We start from the raw sequence: 15,194 nt of genomic DNA, 5'->3' as shown, positions 1-15,194 counted from the left end.
TGGGACTTACAAAGGAGGTAAGGCTTTCGTGAGAATGTTCGGCTCGATCGCCCGCTTCACGCTTCACACAAGTTGGTAGTTGCTGAATCTGAGTCCTCTATTAAGTAGTCTCTGCCTTCGCTGGACTTCACCCTCGATAGGGTTGGGTCTGCTCCTGACCCGATCGCCCCCCCGCTGACGGCTCCTATTACATAAATCGCCCCCAACCACACTCTCATTAATTACAGTAACCCCGAAACATTTATCGTTACCCCAGTTATCAGCCTTTGATGATCGAGGGCAAGTTGGTCTCCTCAACATCTACATCTAAAAAGTGCAAGTGACTCTCTTCCTCAGTATTGACAGCAATCACCAAACCTCTATTCCCCCAAGAAGCGATCGCCCGGGGTGAGGCGGGGCTGCTAAAATTCCCTACTTGAATCCCTTGACTGTTTAACACTTCTATCTGCCCCCCAACATCTGCCAACACCCATCCCCAATTAGCCACACAAGCAGACACGGGCAAACTTTCAAGGGGAATTCGCGCTACCTTGAGCGGCCACAATTTCATCAATAGCACCGCCGCCTTACCACCTTGGGGAATTCCCAGCAAAGTATAAGGCTCAGGTGTCAACAGCATCTGTCCGACGCTGGCAGACAACCGCACAGAACCCACCGGCGTGCCGCGGCGAGTGTAAACTCTAAAAATAGTTTGGGGATTTTTTGGTTCGTTGTCCGGCCAAACGGCTAAGACGTGTCGCCGATCCAAAAAAATTAATTCTGGTAAATAGTGTTCCGGTAATGGCACAGTAGCGATCAGCTTCAAGGCTTTTTCCTGATCGCCCGCAGTGCTGTTTGCAGCTAAAGAATAAAAACGCAGTTCGCCCGGAACCGCTACTGTCAACCAGTTGCCGTGAGAGTCAACAGCAGCTTTTAAAGCATCAGAACCTTGCCTGAAACCCTTATCCAGCAGGCACTGAGGCTCCCAAGAGTCCTCGTTGAGCCAGTAAAGTTTTTGCTCCGTGAGAACGCAGCAGCCGTGGGAAGTAGGTAAAATGCCGCGCACGATTTCCGGCATTAATGAAATAGAAGTAGACATTTCTCCTGTAACTAGCTGTTTTCCCGGCTGACACCAAACCTTCACCTCTGTACCTACAGCAGCATACAGATACGTTTCAGTGGCAATTAAAGCGGTCAACGGTGCAGGAAGTATCACTGGCTGTGGCGAAGAAAGCGAATAGCGCACAGTCCCAAGTAAATTAATAGCCGACTCTGATGCTTTTTCCTCTTCAATTTCCAGCAAAGACTCAGTTTCCGACTTCAGACTTTTATCACCATTGGTTGTGGGGTTTTCCCAAGGAATAATGCAGTCGCCCAATTGCCTGACAGCGGGGTCGTACATGATCAGCCGTAGAGCTTGAGCCATTTGGGAAGCACTGGCAAAACGGCGGGCTGGTAGCTTTTCTAAAGATTTTTTGACTATTGCTTGCAAAGGTTCGGGGATAGCGTCGGGAAATTGCAAGCGTTGATTCAGGTGCGCCCACCTCAAGTCTCCGGGGGTTCCCCCGAAAGGGCGGTAGCCCATTAGCAATTCAAACAGCAGAATTCCTACTGCATATATATCTGACATCGGGGAAAAAAGGCCGTAAAACCGCTCTGGGGCCATGTAAGCGGGGGAACCTACGGTAGCGTCGGGAGAAATTTCTTGGTGGAGGCGAGTGGTACCAATTTCTGGCAGCCGACGCGCGATGCCAAAGTCAGACAGCCGGGGCGACCAACCTTTGGATCCTAAAGTTAGGAGGATATTTTCGGGTTTGATGTCGCAGTGAACTACGCCTCGGCGGTGGGCGTAGTCTAAGCCTGCTAAAACTTCCATGACTAGCTGCAAACCTTCGAGCACCCGCAAGGGGCGGTCTTGTTTGAGCAGGTTGCGGAGGGTTCCTCCCTCGCAGTAGTCCATAACCAAGTACCTACCTGTAGCTGTGTGTTCTAGAGCTCGGCAGGTAACAATGTTCGGGTGCTGCAAGGTGATCAGAAACCACAGCTCTCGCAAGAATTCGCTAGTTGGGGCTTTTTGATGACTAAGTTCTTTGAGAGCAACCAGTTGGCTGGTGAGGCGGGAGTCCTGGGCGGGAGCTTCTCGAACGCTGGCACAAAAGACTCGACCAAATTGTCCTTGTCCGACTAGCCCTAAAATGCGGTACTTAGAATGTTGCATCGGTCTAATTATAGAAAAAGCTTGAGCTAGTATTAAAATATGTAAATAATTCTGACAAAAATTCAAATTTTTGAATCCCTCGCCAGGTACAGCCTATGTTATCTCAGGTTCATTTTCAGCCTCCTTGAGAGTGATCGCACAGTGCGACCTACTAAAATTATTGAGTTTCGGAATCACTATCAATCTTGCCGGATTCGGGTGCCGTATCTGGGACTACCTGTGGCTGCTATTTTAGTCGATCGCGACTATTACAGTTTTTTCAAGACCGTCCAGGAAGCGTCTAAGGTTTTAGCTTTTCAAGGCTAAGCTCGGGAATCGGGGCGACAAGGGCAGCGATGACCAAAACAGAAGCGCGGTTATGCAATCTAGGTTAGAGAGCCAGAAGCCGATGCTGTCGTCAAGGCATCTTAACCTTTTTGAGTGTTAGCAAAATTTTTTTTTGCTTTGAATATGTCGATCGTACTTGCTAAATACTGAACTTGACAGCAGCAAAAATCAATATGGTTAAAATTATTAAACTAGATCCAATTGCCGAGGAAATGGCAGTCGAAACCCGATCGAATATCCTGTCGGCCTTACTTTCCAAAGACTTAGACGTTCTCAAGGAATGCGGGGGGCGGGGAATGTGCGCTACCTGCCACGTTTACATTAAAGAAGGCATGGAAGGCTTGTCTGACATGAACCGCCGCGAGAGGAGGACGTTGGAAGTCATTACTACAGCTAAAGCCAATTCGCGACTTGCTTGTCAGGCTCAAATTATGGGCGAGGGTGTGGTTGTACAGTTGCCTGCGGGGATGTACATTAATGCTATTGAAAATGTCGAAGCTCTGATCGGCCGTCGGGCCCAGCAAGATTTATTACACCCAATTACGGGTCAAGTAGTTGTAGAATCGGGAAAGTTAATTACTCGTTCGCTCGTTACACAGCTTAATGAAACGCGCTTCCAAGTAGGACAGTATTTAGTTCGGACTAAAGAAGCTTAAAACTGATATGTTTGTATTTTAGTAGTAGAGAAAAATCTATGTTGAGCCAACTTGCGCGTTTGAGCACGGAAGCAGACGGACGCTACGCCACTGCTGAAGAACTCCAATTTTTGAAAGACTACTTTCAGTCTTTGAATCACCGGATGAGTGCTTATAAAAAACTTCAAGCCTCTGAAACAGAAATTATGCGGCAAGTGGAAGCACAAATGCAGTCTCTCGACCCTAGTTTATTTCGCCGCGGGGCTAACGATGTGACTGAAAAGTGCCGTGGAGATATTGTGCGGGTGTTGAGGCATTCGGCTGCAGCACTGTTGATTAATGATACTGAACGGTTGCGCGATCGGCTGCTGCTTTGGTTGCAAACTATTTTAGGTGCTGTTCAAGTGCGAAATAGTGCGAACGTGACCTACGATGTGATGAAAAAGGTACTCAAAAAATATCTCACTGTGGAAGAAACGAACCTATTTTTTCCGATTCTGGACATCAACCGCACTTTACTCGGCAAATAATCAAGGGGGTTGACACGTTAACGGCGATAAACTGTCCCGTTAGGAAGAGTGGCTCCACTCAACTGCGCTCCCCTCAAATCCGCCTCAGTGAGAATGGCTCCCCGGAGGTTGGCTCCTGTCAAGTCAGCTTTCTGCAAGTTGGCTTGACTCAGGTTAGCTTTGCTCAAGTTAATTTCATGCAGGCAAGAATTAGAAAGGTCGGCTTTGATCAGATACGCTAGGCTCAAGTTGGCTTTGCTGAGGTTTGCTCCGCTCAAGTTAGCTTCCATCAGATAAGCACCACTCAAGTTGGCTTCGTTCAACAATGCCTCTGCCATATTGATTCCAGTTAAAAGTTTGCGGCTCAAGTCTACACCGCTGAGTTCGGCCCCGCTGAGGTTAATACCGCTTAAGTGGCTGCCATTCAAAGTAATGTTTCTCAGGTAGGTATTGCTCAGGTCTGCTTTGCACAAATTGGCTCTATCCAAGCAAGCTTCGCTGAGGTCTGATCCGCTCAAGCACGCGCCGTTTAAATAGGCTTGAGTGAGGTTAGTTCGCCTGAGGTTAGCTTTCAACAGGTTGGCTTTGGTGAGGTTAGCACGGGTTAAGTTGGCTCCGGCTAGGTTAGCTTTGGATAATTCGGCTCCGGTGAGCTGTGCTTCAGTCAAGTCTGCCTCTTTGAGACTTGCTAGGCTTAAGTAAGCATCTTTCAAGTTTGCCCCGTTGAGATTGGCTTTAATCAGATAGGCTTTACTGAGATTTGCCTCACTGAGAACAGCTTTGGTGAGGTTAGCCGCGCTCATATCTGCACCTATGAGATTTGCCTTGGGGAGAATTGCTCCGCTCAGGTTTGCCCAATTCAGGTGAGATCCGGCTAGGTTGGCGTCGGTGAGATTTGCGCCGATGAGATTGGCGCCGCTCAGACTTGCTGCCATGAGGTTGGCGCCGGTGAGATTGGCTCCGCTGAGGTCAGCTTTGCTGAGGTTTGCTCGGCTCAGATGGGCTTTGGTGAGGTCGGCCCCGCTGAGGTTAGCACCGATTAAGTAGGGTCGTTGCTGGTGTTGGTTGAGGTTTGCCAAAATGAGAGTTGGGGCATCGCTGGAACGGTATAAATCGATCGGACTCAACACAATGCCGCGCAGATTTGCCAGTCTAAAATCTCTTTCGCCGGCTGCATATCTATTTAGAAGTTCATTGGCGTCCATTAAGTTCTAGCAAAATGTTTGAGGTTGTGATTGCTTTTAAATTTTATGAGTTTCTAGGGTAAGTTATGAATTGTCTAGCTGCTAGTTATAATCAGGTTTTATTTAATTAGCTAAAACCTGATTTTTTAACTCAGTAGATTTTTGATAATTTAACTTACAGTTTTGATGATAGGGTGGATAAGATGGCTGCATCTCAATCAATTTTACAGCTATTAGCAACAAACTAATAGCTGTCCAACAAGTCAGTTTTTTTGGAAAAGTTCACTGAGAATAGCTTCATGGTCTTTTCCTTGTTCAACCAGAGAATCGGCAGGTTGGAGGCGATCGCGCAGCCCTAAAATAAAGCGGTTGCAGTCCGAACCCAAGGATTCGCAGGAGGTTTGCAGGCAGTGGAGTTCTCGACCTGTGAGCTGACTAAAGAACGAACTTAAAATACCTGCTTCTAGAAAACAGGCTGGCCGCTTAGACTTAGGGGCTGTTTTAGCAAAAAGAGAGTTAGCAATTTTTACTATTAAAAATCCATGTTCGGCATAGCTGGGGTCAAGCTCAAATGTTCCCCATCCGTGAGTTTTCCAGCACTGTTGCAAGGACTGAAGAAATTCTACCATTTCCATTTCGGAAACTGGCTGACCGTAGTATTCGCTGACTTCTTCGCAAAAACGCACGTAGAAGTTTTTACCCCACCAGCGACCGCAGTTGAAAAGCACGAGGCGGGAGGCTTGGCCTGTTTCTTGCTCTAAGCCGATATAAATGGCTTGAATCAGTGTTTCAGGGAGCGCTAGGAGCCGATCGCCCCGGCGGTTTTCGAGCAGGCCGAGTTCGAGGTCGCCTCGGACGTAGGCATCGCTGGCAAAGTAGTTTCCAGGGAGTCGGGGCTGTTTGAGTAAGTCGGCAATATTAATCATCGGGAATTGGGAATTGGGAATTGGCAATTGGGAAGCAAACTGATTATTTATTACCTTGGTCAATAATTGACTGGGCTTGGTCGAAAAATGGTTGCAATATAGTCCGGGCTTGCTCGGAAAGCAGTTCTTTTAAACGAGTTTGCAGCAGATTGCAAACAGTTGCTTCGATCTTTTGAGTTTGGTGGGCTTCGACTATGCCGGAAAGCCAGTCTAGGAGGCGCTGTTCGAGAAAATTTCGATCGTTGAGCAGCATAGCCATAGCGCAGTACCGCAAGACTAGCACCCAGTGTTTGAGCGATCGTTCTAAAGTTTCTTGTTTTTCGTCGGGGAATGTTTCTTGTAGCTTGTCGGCTACTGGTTGGAAGATGCTTGCTTCCTTCTCTCGCAAAAATTCGTAAATTTTTAAGCGCTGGGCAAGGGTTGCAGCTTGACGCTTAAAAGCGATGAGTTCTTCGCCTTTTAAAAAGTGGCTTTCTGCCTGATCCAGCAGCGCCTCAATCTCAGGGTGCATGATTTTAATTAAGTGGTAATCGGTAATTGATAAAAGGAAGGAAGTTCGGCAACGAGCACGCGATCGGGATTTAACGGATTTAACTAATGGATTTTGAGGGATGAGGAAAGAGGCGTGAGGGAAGATGAATGAGGGATTGCCCTATTTTTTATTTTCCATTCCCCACACAGATTAAAACAGGTCGAATAGATCATCAATGGTGACTTCTGCTGATTCAGAAATAGAAATTACTGGCAAGGGTGGCGGTAGGGGTAGGGCGCCTACTTCGGGAATTCCTTCCCAAGAGATAGCTTGAAAAAAGTCTGCGACTGGCTGGGTTAAAGTCAGAACTTGACCGGGGGTCGAGCCATTTGGGGTTTCTAAAGGTTTTCCCAGCCAATTATAGTGACCAAAGAAGTCTTGGACAGACTTGTCCAACCATGAAGTTTGACTTTTCATCTTTCTTCCTGCCTGGAGAGGCCCACCATCGCACTATAGATCGCGAAATTGGTGGGAGGAAAGGCAGGGCAGGGGATGTGCCTTTCCAGGTTGTTTACCGCAATATTTCACCCTGTTGCACTCGATTTTGAATATCGCGGGCGTTGGCACCTTCGTTGAGCCAGAATGCTGCTGCATCAATTTTATCTGGGTTGCCGAGGAGGAACTTGCAATAGGTTTCTCCCATTGAGTAACATTGGAGTTCTATGCAGCTCAGAGGCTTTTTGACTAGAGAGCCGAAGAAACCGGCGAACAAACCGGCGTATAGGTGACAAACCGGTTTGCCTACGTCGCCCAAAGTGCGAGCAACTGCTGAGTCAAAGAGGTTGATGAAGATGCAGCCGTGTTTGCGATCGCTCATGTCCACTTCCCAGCGGCCCCAACCTTGAGCCGTGAAGGGCCACCACCAAGTTTCTAGCAGAAACATCAGATTTGACTGACGAATGTTCTGGCTGTATTCGGCACTAAACCATTTTTGAAAAAATTCGGAATCTTGGAGTCCCCACTGGCAACCAATAGTATACATGATGACAGAGGAAGCCGGGCCTACTTCTTCTTCGAGTCCCTCCACCAAACCGATAATGAAGTCTTCGCTGGTAAAAATGTTGCGCGACTCATTCCAGTCGTCAATTGTACCCCTCTGGCTATCGAAGGCAAAAAAATCCTTAAACCTATAGTGGCTATGCGTTTTAGGATGCTTTTGCTTCAGTAGCGATTCGCGGTGGGGGGAGATTTCTTTTTGTGCGGTAGAGACCATTGGCGGGTTGTTCCTTTTTGGTGTAGTTCGCTGAAAATTAGAGTCAAATAGACTGGGCTGTGTATCCAATTTAACGTCATTTTTCTAAAGGCAGGCACAGGGTATAATTTTTTACCGCAATATAAAAAGTTAAAATTCTAGGCTGCTAAATTTGGGCGCTGGTTGGTACTTCTGCCTTGGGACAACTGCTATCTGAGGGAGGGGCGAAAGTGGGTATAACCTTAAACGGCTATGTGTTATCGTTTTGTGCAAGCTGTCCATTATATATATAGGGCATATGGGGATGAAACATCACGCTTGTATTGCAATAGGCATCAATCAATATCAGTTACTCCAGCCTTTGAGTTATGCCCAAGAGGATGCAGAGGCACTGTACGGTTTTTTGACTGAGGAGGCGGGTTTTGCGCCGGATGGATGTCTGCTGATGACCGATAGCTCGCCGTCGCTGTGGGGTCAATCCACGTATCCGAATCGGGAAAATATTCTGAGGTTAACCCAAAGCCTGTGCGCTGAACATCTTCAACATGGAGATTTACTCTGGTGTTTTTTTAGCGGTTACGGTGTCAGCTATGAAGGCAAGGATTATTTGATGCCGGTGGACGGCAATCCGGCTGACATTCAGGGTACGGGGATTCCGGTAGAGTTGCTGTTGAATACTCTGAAAAAGGCTCCTACGGAAACGGTATTGGTGCTGGTTGATATGAACCGTAGCCAGATTGTGAAAGCGGGGGAAACGATCGGCTCTCAAACGGCAGAGCTGGCGCGGGAACTGGAAATCCCGACGGTGCTTTCTTGCCGCCCGAATCAAGTTTCGCGGGAAACTTCGGCTTTGCGTCAGGGGTTTTTTACGACGGCGCTTTTGGAGGGGCTGCGATCGGGACAGTGCATGACCCTTAAGGGTTTAGACCGTTTTTTGAGCGATCGGCTGCCGGAGCTTTGCGATCACCATTTGCGTCCCAAACAAGAACCTTTGATGGTGGTGAATCCTCCAGGAAAGGCTCATTTGGTGATTTTGCCGGATGCTTCTGGGGTGCCAACTGCTTTATTGGCAGGACGCAATGGCAATATGACGGTTAATGCAACTTCGGTTGATAGCCCCCAAATGGCAACGGCTACGGCTCGCATGGAGCTGCCTCCGGCAGTTCGCAACGCTCAGGATTCGTCGGTTGAGATGCCGCCTGTGTCGCAGCCGAATGCTGTGGGCACGGACGATCGGGGGGGCGATCAACCGAAGTTGCAAAAGCCGGAGGCTCAGGATAACGGGGGGTCGGATAAGTCTTTTTTACAACAGCTAATTTTGTGGAGCTCAGCTACGGCTTTGGTGCTGCTGTTGGGTGTTTTTGTGACGAACAAATCCATTTTTCTCGGTCAGAAGGAAGGAGATCCTCGATCGCCTGCTGAAAATGCCCAAAACCCAGGAGCTCAAAAATCTGCTGGTGCTGGGGTGTCGCAGAACCAACCGCTGGCGGTGCAAGCAGGGACTGGAACCAAGCAGCCGCCATCAAGCAAGCAGGTGTGGGCTGAGGCGAAAACTTTCCTCAAGGATGGTTCGGCTTCTAGTTTTAATAGGGCGGTGGTTAAGGCTCGAACGATTCCGCCTAGCGATCCGCTCTTCCCGCAGGCTCAGCAGGATATTGAGCGCTGGAGTTTAACGATTTTGGATATAGCTAACGGCCGGGCTGCTCGGGGCGATTTCCAGGGGGCGATCGGCGCGGCTAAATTGATGCCTGATGTCAATGAGCCAGTTTACAATCAGTCGAAAGAGGCGATCGCTCAATGGGAGGAGCTATCCAAAAGCCAAAAAGTAAATGCTGCTTTGCTATCGGCTGTTAAGGGTCAAATTAAGCGGGGGGCTGCCTCTTCTTACAGTAAAGCCATCCAGCAAGCTAATAAAATTCAGCCCGGTCAGCCAAAGTATGAAGAAGCTCAGCAGTTGATTGGAGAGTGGAGCGAAACTATTCTCAAAATTGCTCAGTTGCGCGGCTCTCAAGGAAAGCTGAAAGAAGCAGTTGAAGCTGCTTCGCTTGTGCCGTCCGGTACTAAGAGCTATCAGCAGGCTCAGAAGAATATCGCCAATTGGAAAACTAAGTTGCAAGGCCAGAAAAAAGGTTGATTTAATTGATAATTTCCCGGTGGAAAACCGGGAAATTATCTGAGCTACAAAGCCCAGATAGGTCGAGCGATCCATACCTCTTGACACTGCAAGAGGATACCTACAGAGCGATAATTTAAAACCAATATTTAATTCAACCTTTCTTCTGGGCAAATCCGGCGCCCGGGGATTTTATATGCTGTCCGATCGCTTCTTTTTTATAGGTGAAATATATCCCAGGGGCGGATTAATTAAGATTTTTAATTCACGTCCCGGAGCTGCATAAACCCACCCCTCCACAGTCAAAAACCAGTTTTTTTTACCATAAGGATGCCTGTAGGTATATTTTAAAAAAAAAGTTGATGCACAAGTCCTAAATGAGTTAATTTTAAGGTGGAATTAAAATAGTTGATTTTTGTATTTTATCATTTCAGTTTATTAGGTTAATTTCTACTTAACTTCAACTTTAGTAACCAGCTAATTGGGCAATATTTACAGCAATTCCCGCTGTAACGCAGTACAATAAATAACAATAAAATATCATTTTGTAGTCAAAGCTAATGAAAACATATTTCCTCGCTCTCCGAGAAAAAATAGTGACAGCAGATTTGGCATACAAGATATCAATTATAAAAGTAGCCGCCCGGTTTGCAAGAGCGTAAAAGTCTCGTCCAAAAACAGACACGAGCAACAACAAACTGAGAGAAATTTATAGCCCAAACAGAGAGGAAAAACGCAATTTAGTCATCTGATATCACGTCCGGTAGCACGGTTCTGGGTATAATGGGGTGTAGTTAATCGATCGTGCGATCGCACAATTATGGGCCCGTGGGTCTGGTCATCGAACCACATCTCTCAGTAGAAGAACTCGCCTCGTCGCTACCGTTCGGCATCTAATCCAATGCCAGCGGACTCGTTACCAAATTATCAATTAACTTGCTGTTTCTTCCTGCTTATTCCCCACAATTACAGCCAGCTTAATGTTTGTGGTCTCTCACCAATTAACCAATTGCCAATCGCTCCTTCGAGTCGTTGGATGAGCTTGAAGTTGTGCTATTCTATCACTGTCGGCGCTTGCTTCAACAGCAAAACTTGATCCATGGTTTAACTTTCTTTCATTGGTGACCCTCTTCTGCTGCTAATTGCGATCGCACCCTCACTCTACCTAGGACTGTGCTCCCGGACTTGATATAATTTGAGATATGCTGATTTGACAGAAGCAATTTTAAGCCGAATTGCCCACTTAGTTAGCCAACTTAGTGGGCGCTGACTTAATCGTTGTTGCTCTAAAACGAGCCTCTCTATTTTCAGCCTCTCGAGAGGGAGCAGTCTTACGAGATACCAATCTGGTTAAGAGCGAGCTCAGACAAACCAACTTGCAAGATACTCAGCTAATAGGTTCTGATTACTCTGGTTGTCGCCTCAAAGGAGCCTGCTTTACAGACGCTGAAGGGTTAACTTGCCAACAGAAGCAGTGGCTCTGAGCCAATCGAGCCTTGAGTATTTTAACCTAGCCAATTGCTATTTGAATGAAAAGAATTGAAAAACTTGTTGAATTTGCGATACTTTTAGTTGCTACAGAAACAGGGTTGCCGCTTAACTATATTCAAAAGGTATTGTTGCGAGAATCTCTACTTGAAGATAAAAAAACTTACGCTCAAATTGCTGAAGAAAATCAATACTCTGAAAGCTATATTAAGTTTTCAGTTGCGCCTAAATTATGGCAGTTGCTTTCACAGGCGATCGGTGAAAAAGTTAATAAAACAAATTTACCGGCGCTGCTAGCACAGCATTTGGTAAATCAGAACAATCCTCAGCCAACTGAGACAACAACAGCAATGCCGACGGCGGGCGTGACTGGGGAACACTACGTTCTAGAATCTCCAGAAGGACAAGTTCCCGTCGCTTCGGGCCTATACATTGAGCGACCAACTATCGAACAAACCTGTTATCAAGAAATTCTCCAACCCCGTGCATTCATTCGCATTAAAGCACCTCGCAAGATGGGGAAGACTTCCCTAATCGCACGAATTCTGGATTATGGGAGGAGTCAAAATTACCACAAAGTGAGACTTAGCTTACGTTCCGCCGGCACACAGGTGTTTGCTGGGAGCGATCGCTTCTTACGCTGGTTCTGTAACAATGTCACTAAACAGTTGGGTTTGGAATCTAGATTAAATGACTATTGGGACGAGGATATGGGATCTTTGATTAACAGCACGATTTATTTTCAAGGTTATATCCTTAACGAAATCTCTAACCCTATTGTTTTAGCACTAGATGGCATACACCAATTATTTCAGTATCCAGAACTCGCTGGTGATTTTTTCGTTTTGTTGCGTTCCTGGTATGAGGAAACAAAGGACAATTCTGTTTGGCAAAAGTTACGAGTCGTGCTCGCTTATTCTGTTGAAGTTTACATTCCCTTACCCACTAATCGCTCTCCGTTTAATGTAGGATTGGCGATCGAACTGCCAACCTTTAACCAAGAACAGGTGCAGGATTTAGCTCAACGTCACCAAATTTCACTCACGACACCTGAACTTGAGCAGTTAATGAAGCTGACTGGTGGCTTTCCGTATTTAATCCGACTAGCTTTGTATCAAAGTAGTCGCTTGAATATTCATATAAAAACCTTTCTGCAAGATGCTACAATTGCTATGAGTATTTATCAAAAACATCTTCAATATTTGTTGGGGAAACTTCAGCAAAGTCCTCCGTTAGCTGAAGCTTTTCAGCAGGTTTTAACGGCTCCAATTCAGTTAGAAATGGAGGTGACATTTAACTTGAAAAGTTTAGGATTGGTGCATCTTGTCGATCGTCAAATAACTGTTAGCTGTGAGCTATATCGAGAGTTCTTCCGCCCTTATTTTTATTAATTTTTGAGCAGCATTATCATTATAATGGCTCTCCTGCTAATCTAGTGATAACTTTATCTATAGCCTTTCGAGCGAAAGATGAGGTACTATCCGGCATAGGCCTCCGTGGGCATAGGGCATAGGGCATAGGACATACCTCACTTTTTTGAGAACCGCTATAACAAAATAAGCAAGCTAATAGTTTTTCCAAGAATGAACGCCTCTATCTGTCCCCATGGATGTAGTCCACAAAGTAAAATCTCGGACGAAGCCAGAATCTCAGCCAAGCGTAAGCTCCTAAACCTAATAGTGCTGTCACAATTAAGGGTAAACCCAGAGTCAGTTGCAATCCATCGGGAAGGAGGGCAACAGCGCAAACAGTAATAGCAAAGTAGATTAAAAGCACTGCTTGCAAGCGTTGCACAATCAAAAGTGCTTCTCGACAGCTACGACAATGTTGGGTGTGTTGTTTGTAGCGATCGAGGATTTGTTCGCGATCGCTATTGATATTCCGTGTTGGTGGAACATTGATTCCAACTTCGCTCCAAGGTAGTTGTCCGTGACAATAGCGATCGAACCAATTCCTAAACTCTATTACTAAACGGTCTGCACTTGTAGGTAGCTTATAGGCAGTTTTCCAGCTTTGGGTAGATTGTGTTTGTTGGAGAAAATATTCTTGCTGCTCTAGAAGAACCATATCTCCATCAAGAACCAGATTGCGATTGCTGATGTGATCCCACCAACGGGGTGTGAGATGATGGAGTGTTTTGCCAAAGTTACGGGTAAAAGAAGCGACAATTCTGGACTTACCTGGAGATACAGGTATACAGTAGGTGATAAGTCCAAACTGTTTGCTGCCATCGTTAAAACTGTACGCATACTCCAAGCGACAAGGTGGTTCAAAAGTGATTGTTCTTTGTAGATCTGTTCCTATAGTCGCTTCAATCAAATTGGGTGTTGATTGCACAATTTTGATCGGGACGGGTCTTGCTTGTTTGCGATCGCCCTGCACGCCGTGATGAGAAAAAGGAACATGACTCGGATCTGCCACATTTTCCACAAGAGTTTGCCAGTCATATTCTAAATCTCGTACAAAAGAAGACCAAACAAAGCCTTTAGTTGCATCTATTTGCGGTGATAAAGGTAAGGGTGTATTTGCAGCTTGTTCGCTTGATTTTGCATCTGGCCAAATCCAGAGTAAATCCTGTTGCTGACGAACTGGTAGTGCTAAAGCACACAGATTTTCTTTATTTTTGCTTACAAGTTCTGGATTTTCCGCTTGGGGAATATGAGTACAAATTCCTTGCCGATCGAATTGCCAACCATGATAGCTACACATTAAATTCCCTGTTTCGTCATCAATGCGACCCTCACTTAGGGGAGCAAGCCGATGCGGACATCGATCTAAAAACACTTGGAAAGTTTCAGATGATTTTGGTTTCCAGATGACTAAACGCAGTCCCAGAAGTGTCACAGATGTTGGTTGCTTGGGATCTAAATCTTCGACTGGCGAAAGAGGATACCAATGCTGAAAAAAATTGAATTCGGGTTTCATTTTATCTCCTGAAGGCAGAGGACAGGAGGCAGGAGAAATGCTTCCGTCCTCTGCCCACGACTAAAAGCAGTAAGGGTTTAAAACCCCTTCCAAATCTGGAGATTTGGGAGCACTCGTTTAGACGGGGTTGGAATCCCTGTCTAAACGAAACATAAGAGCCTCCTTATTTTAATCCCAGACGCCACGAACTGTCTAGCCGCTTGCACTTTATTTACGCGTGGGCTTCCACACCCTAAATCCCACACCCAGTGAATCAACCTGATGGGAATGTTGGGTTCTGCTCAATTAAGCTAAAACCTCAGTCTGTAGTAACGCTTTGCGTAATGCAGTTACTGCTTCTTCTGTCTCTACCAACCTATTGAGAGCAAGTGCAATATCATCTTCCACCTTCAACAGTTTAGCTGCTTTCTTAACAGCTTTTCGCTCTTCAGGTGAGTAATCCTCATCGGCGCTAGCCATTTGAATTGCATGATACAATAATGATCTTGATTTCGACCAAGTAGAAACATCAACTGTAATCTTACTCAGCAAACTTTCTAAATCAGCATTTTTGTAGTCAAATGTTTTGTATTTCTCTATTAGTTCTTCAGGTGCGCCAACAAGACGCTGATGATTTAGTAACCAATTAAGTTCGGCTTCTGAAACCTCTCCATCAGCTCCAGCAATAGCGAGTAGTGCATATCCGTAGTTCAGGTATGCTTCAACAGGAGCTTCAGAAATACCTAAGTTCTTTTTCATGAATTCTGAAGCAGGTAGTCCGTCGGTGATCTTGCTCATAAATTACCTTTTTGATGTTTTGGAATCCGGACTTACGCAAATTTACTTTTTTGCTTGACTCAACCTTATTCAAAGGAAAGCTTTCCACTGTGCGGTTGTTTCCCTCGGCTGAATTTCTTAAGCAATAGCAAAATTAAATCATAAAAGTTTAGGTATGTCAATATAACAAACTTGGCTAGATTGAATCTACTAATATTTAAGATTCCATACTTAAAAGATACCAACTTTATCTATTAAAGATAGCAACTTTATAGAACCCATTTGACATCTTTTACGGTCTTGTGGTAACGTGACCGTAAAAGCATTATCCAGTAGCAGCCATGCCTTATTATAGCAGTCTAACGGATTCAGAATGGGAAACAATTGAACCAATACTACATGAGATATTG

The 15,194-nt window shown here is 45.8% G+C and carries 14 protein-coding genes; 6 read left to right on the top strand and 8 right to left on the bottom strand.

What is annotated here, in order from left to right:
• Positions 1 to 259 precede the first annotated feature (259 nt).
• Positions 260 to 2,197 (bottom strand): serine/threonine-protein kinase, encoded by a 1,938-nt coding sequence (locus ACUVJL_RS01215; protein ID WP_445244175.1) that lies wholly within the window; start codon positions 2,195 to 2,197, stop codon positions 260 to 262.
• A 141-nt stretch (positions 2,198 to 2,338) separates the two neighbouring features.
• Between ACUVJL_RS01215 and ACUVJL_RS01210 the strand changes: the two genes are divergently transcribed.
• From ACUVJL_RS01210 to ACUVJL_RS01200, 3 genes are all read left to right on the top strand, one after another.
• A complete protein-coding gene (locus ACUVJL_RS01210) occupies positions 2,339 to 2,503 on the top strand; it encodes a hypothetical protein (protein ID WP_445244174.1) in 165 nt (54 codons plus the stop codon).
• Positions 2,504 to 2,697: 194 nt separating this feature from the next.
• The gene (locus ACUVJL_RS01205) at positions 2,698 to 3,180 is read left to right on the top strand and encodes a 2Fe-2S iron-sulfur cluster-binding protein (RefSeq protein WP_445244173.1); all 483 of its coding nucleotides are present in this window, start codon (positions 2,698 to 2,700) and stop codon (positions 3,178 to 3,180) included.
• 38 nt (positions 3,181 to 3,218) lie between these two features.
• A complete protein-coding gene (locus ACUVJL_RS01200; protein WP_445244172.1) occupies positions 3,219 to 3,689 on the top strand; it encodes a phycobilisome protein in 471 nt (156 codons plus the stop codon).
• A gap of 17 nt (positions 3,690 to 3,706) precedes the next feature.
• On the opposite strand, the gene ACUVJL_RS01195 is transcribed toward ACUVJL_RS01200, so the two are convergent.
• From ACUVJL_RS01195 to ACUVJL_RS01175, 5 genes are all read right to left on the bottom strand, one after another.
• The gene (locus tag ACUVJL_RS01195) at positions 3,707 to 4,873 is read right to left on the bottom strand and encodes a pentapeptide repeat-containing protein (protein ID WP_445244171.1); all 1,167 of its coding nucleotides are present in this window, start codon (positions 4,871 to 4,873) and stop codon (positions 3,707 to 3,709) included.
• 242 nt (positions 4,874 to 5,115) lie between these two features.
• Positions 5,116 to 5,778, bottom strand: coding sequence for a V4R domain-containing protein (locus ACUVJL_RS01190; RefSeq protein ID WP_445244176.1), 663 nt, complete (start codon positions 5,776 to 5,778; stop codon positions 5,116 to 5,118).
• 43 nt (positions 5,779 to 5,821) lie between these two features.
• On the bottom strand, positions 5,822 to 6,289 hold the full coding sequence (locus ACUVJL_RS01185; protein WP_445244170.1) for a phycobilisome protein: 468 nt from the start codon (positions 6,287 to 6,289) through the stop codon (positions 5,822 to 5,824).
• A 171-nt stretch (positions 6,290 to 6,460) separates the two neighbouring features.
• Complete coding sequence (locus tag ACUVJL_RS01180; RefSeq protein WP_332960862.1) at positions 6,461 to 6,727, bottom strand: hypothetical protein; 267 nt, start codon at positions 6,725 to 6,727, stop codon at positions 6,461 to 6,463.
• Between the two features lie 94 nt (positions 6,728 to 6,821).
• Positions 6,822 to 7,523 (bottom strand): V4R domain-containing protein, encoded by a 702-nt coding sequence (locus tag ACUVJL_RS01175; protein WP_445244169.1) that lies wholly within the window; start codon positions 7,521 to 7,523, stop codon positions 6,822 to 6,824.
• A 283-nt stretch (positions 7,524 to 7,806) separates the two neighbouring features.
• Between ACUVJL_RS01175 and ACUVJL_RS01170 the strand changes: the two genes are divergently transcribed.
• The 3 genes from ACUVJL_RS01170 (at position 7,807) to ACUVJL_RS01160 (ending at position 12,494) form a co-directional block, all read left to right on the top strand.
• On the top strand, positions 7,807 to 9,636 hold the full coding sequence (locus ACUVJL_RS01170; protein ID WP_445244168.1) for a caspase family protein: 1,830 nt from the start codon (positions 7,807 to 7,809) through the stop codon (positions 9,634 to 9,636).
• Positions 9,637 to 10,874: 1,238 nt separating this feature from the next.
• Complete coding sequence (locus tag ACUVJL_RS01165; RefSeq protein ID WP_445244167.1) at positions 10,875 to 11,099, top strand: pentapeptide repeat-containing protein; 225 nt, start codon at positions 10,875 to 10,877, stop codon at positions 11,097 to 11,099.
• A 45-nt stretch (positions 11,100 to 11,144) separates the two neighbouring features.
• Positions 11,145 to 12,494: an AAA-like domain-containing protein gene (locus ACUVJL_RS01160; protein ID WP_445244166.1), complete on the top strand. Its 1,350-nt coding sequence runs from the start codon at positions 11,145 to 11,147 to the stop codon at positions 12,492 to 12,494.
• 202 nt (positions 12,495 to 12,696) lie between these two features.
• Here the strand turns inward: ACUVJL_RS01160 and ACUVJL_RS01155 are convergent, their stop codons facing one another.
• Both ACUVJL_RS01155 and ACUVJL_RS01150 read right to left on the bottom strand, forming a co-directional pair.
• The gene (locus ACUVJL_RS01155) at positions 12,697 to 14,028 is read right to left on the bottom strand and encodes an aromatic ring-hydroxylating dioxygenase subunit alpha (protein ID WP_445244165.1); all 1,332 of its coding nucleotides are present in this window, start codon (positions 14,026 to 14,028) and stop codon (positions 12,697 to 12,699) included.
• 285 nt (positions 14,029 to 14,313) lie between these two features.
• On the bottom strand, positions 14,314 to 14,805 hold the full coding sequence (locus ACUVJL_RS01150) for a TerB family tellurite resistance protein (RefSeq protein ID WP_445244164.1): 492 nt from the start codon (positions 14,803 to 14,805) through the stop codon (positions 14,314 to 14,316).
• Positions 14,806 to 15,194: the final 389 nt, after the last annotated feature.

It is taken from the genome of Microcoleus sp. OTE_8_concoct_300, assembly GCF_031383065.1.
Lineage (GTDB): Bacteria > Cyanobacteriota > Cyanobacteriia > Cyanobacteriales > Microcoleaceae > Microcoleus.
This window is presented reverse-complemented; position numbering and strand designations above follow the sequence as displayed.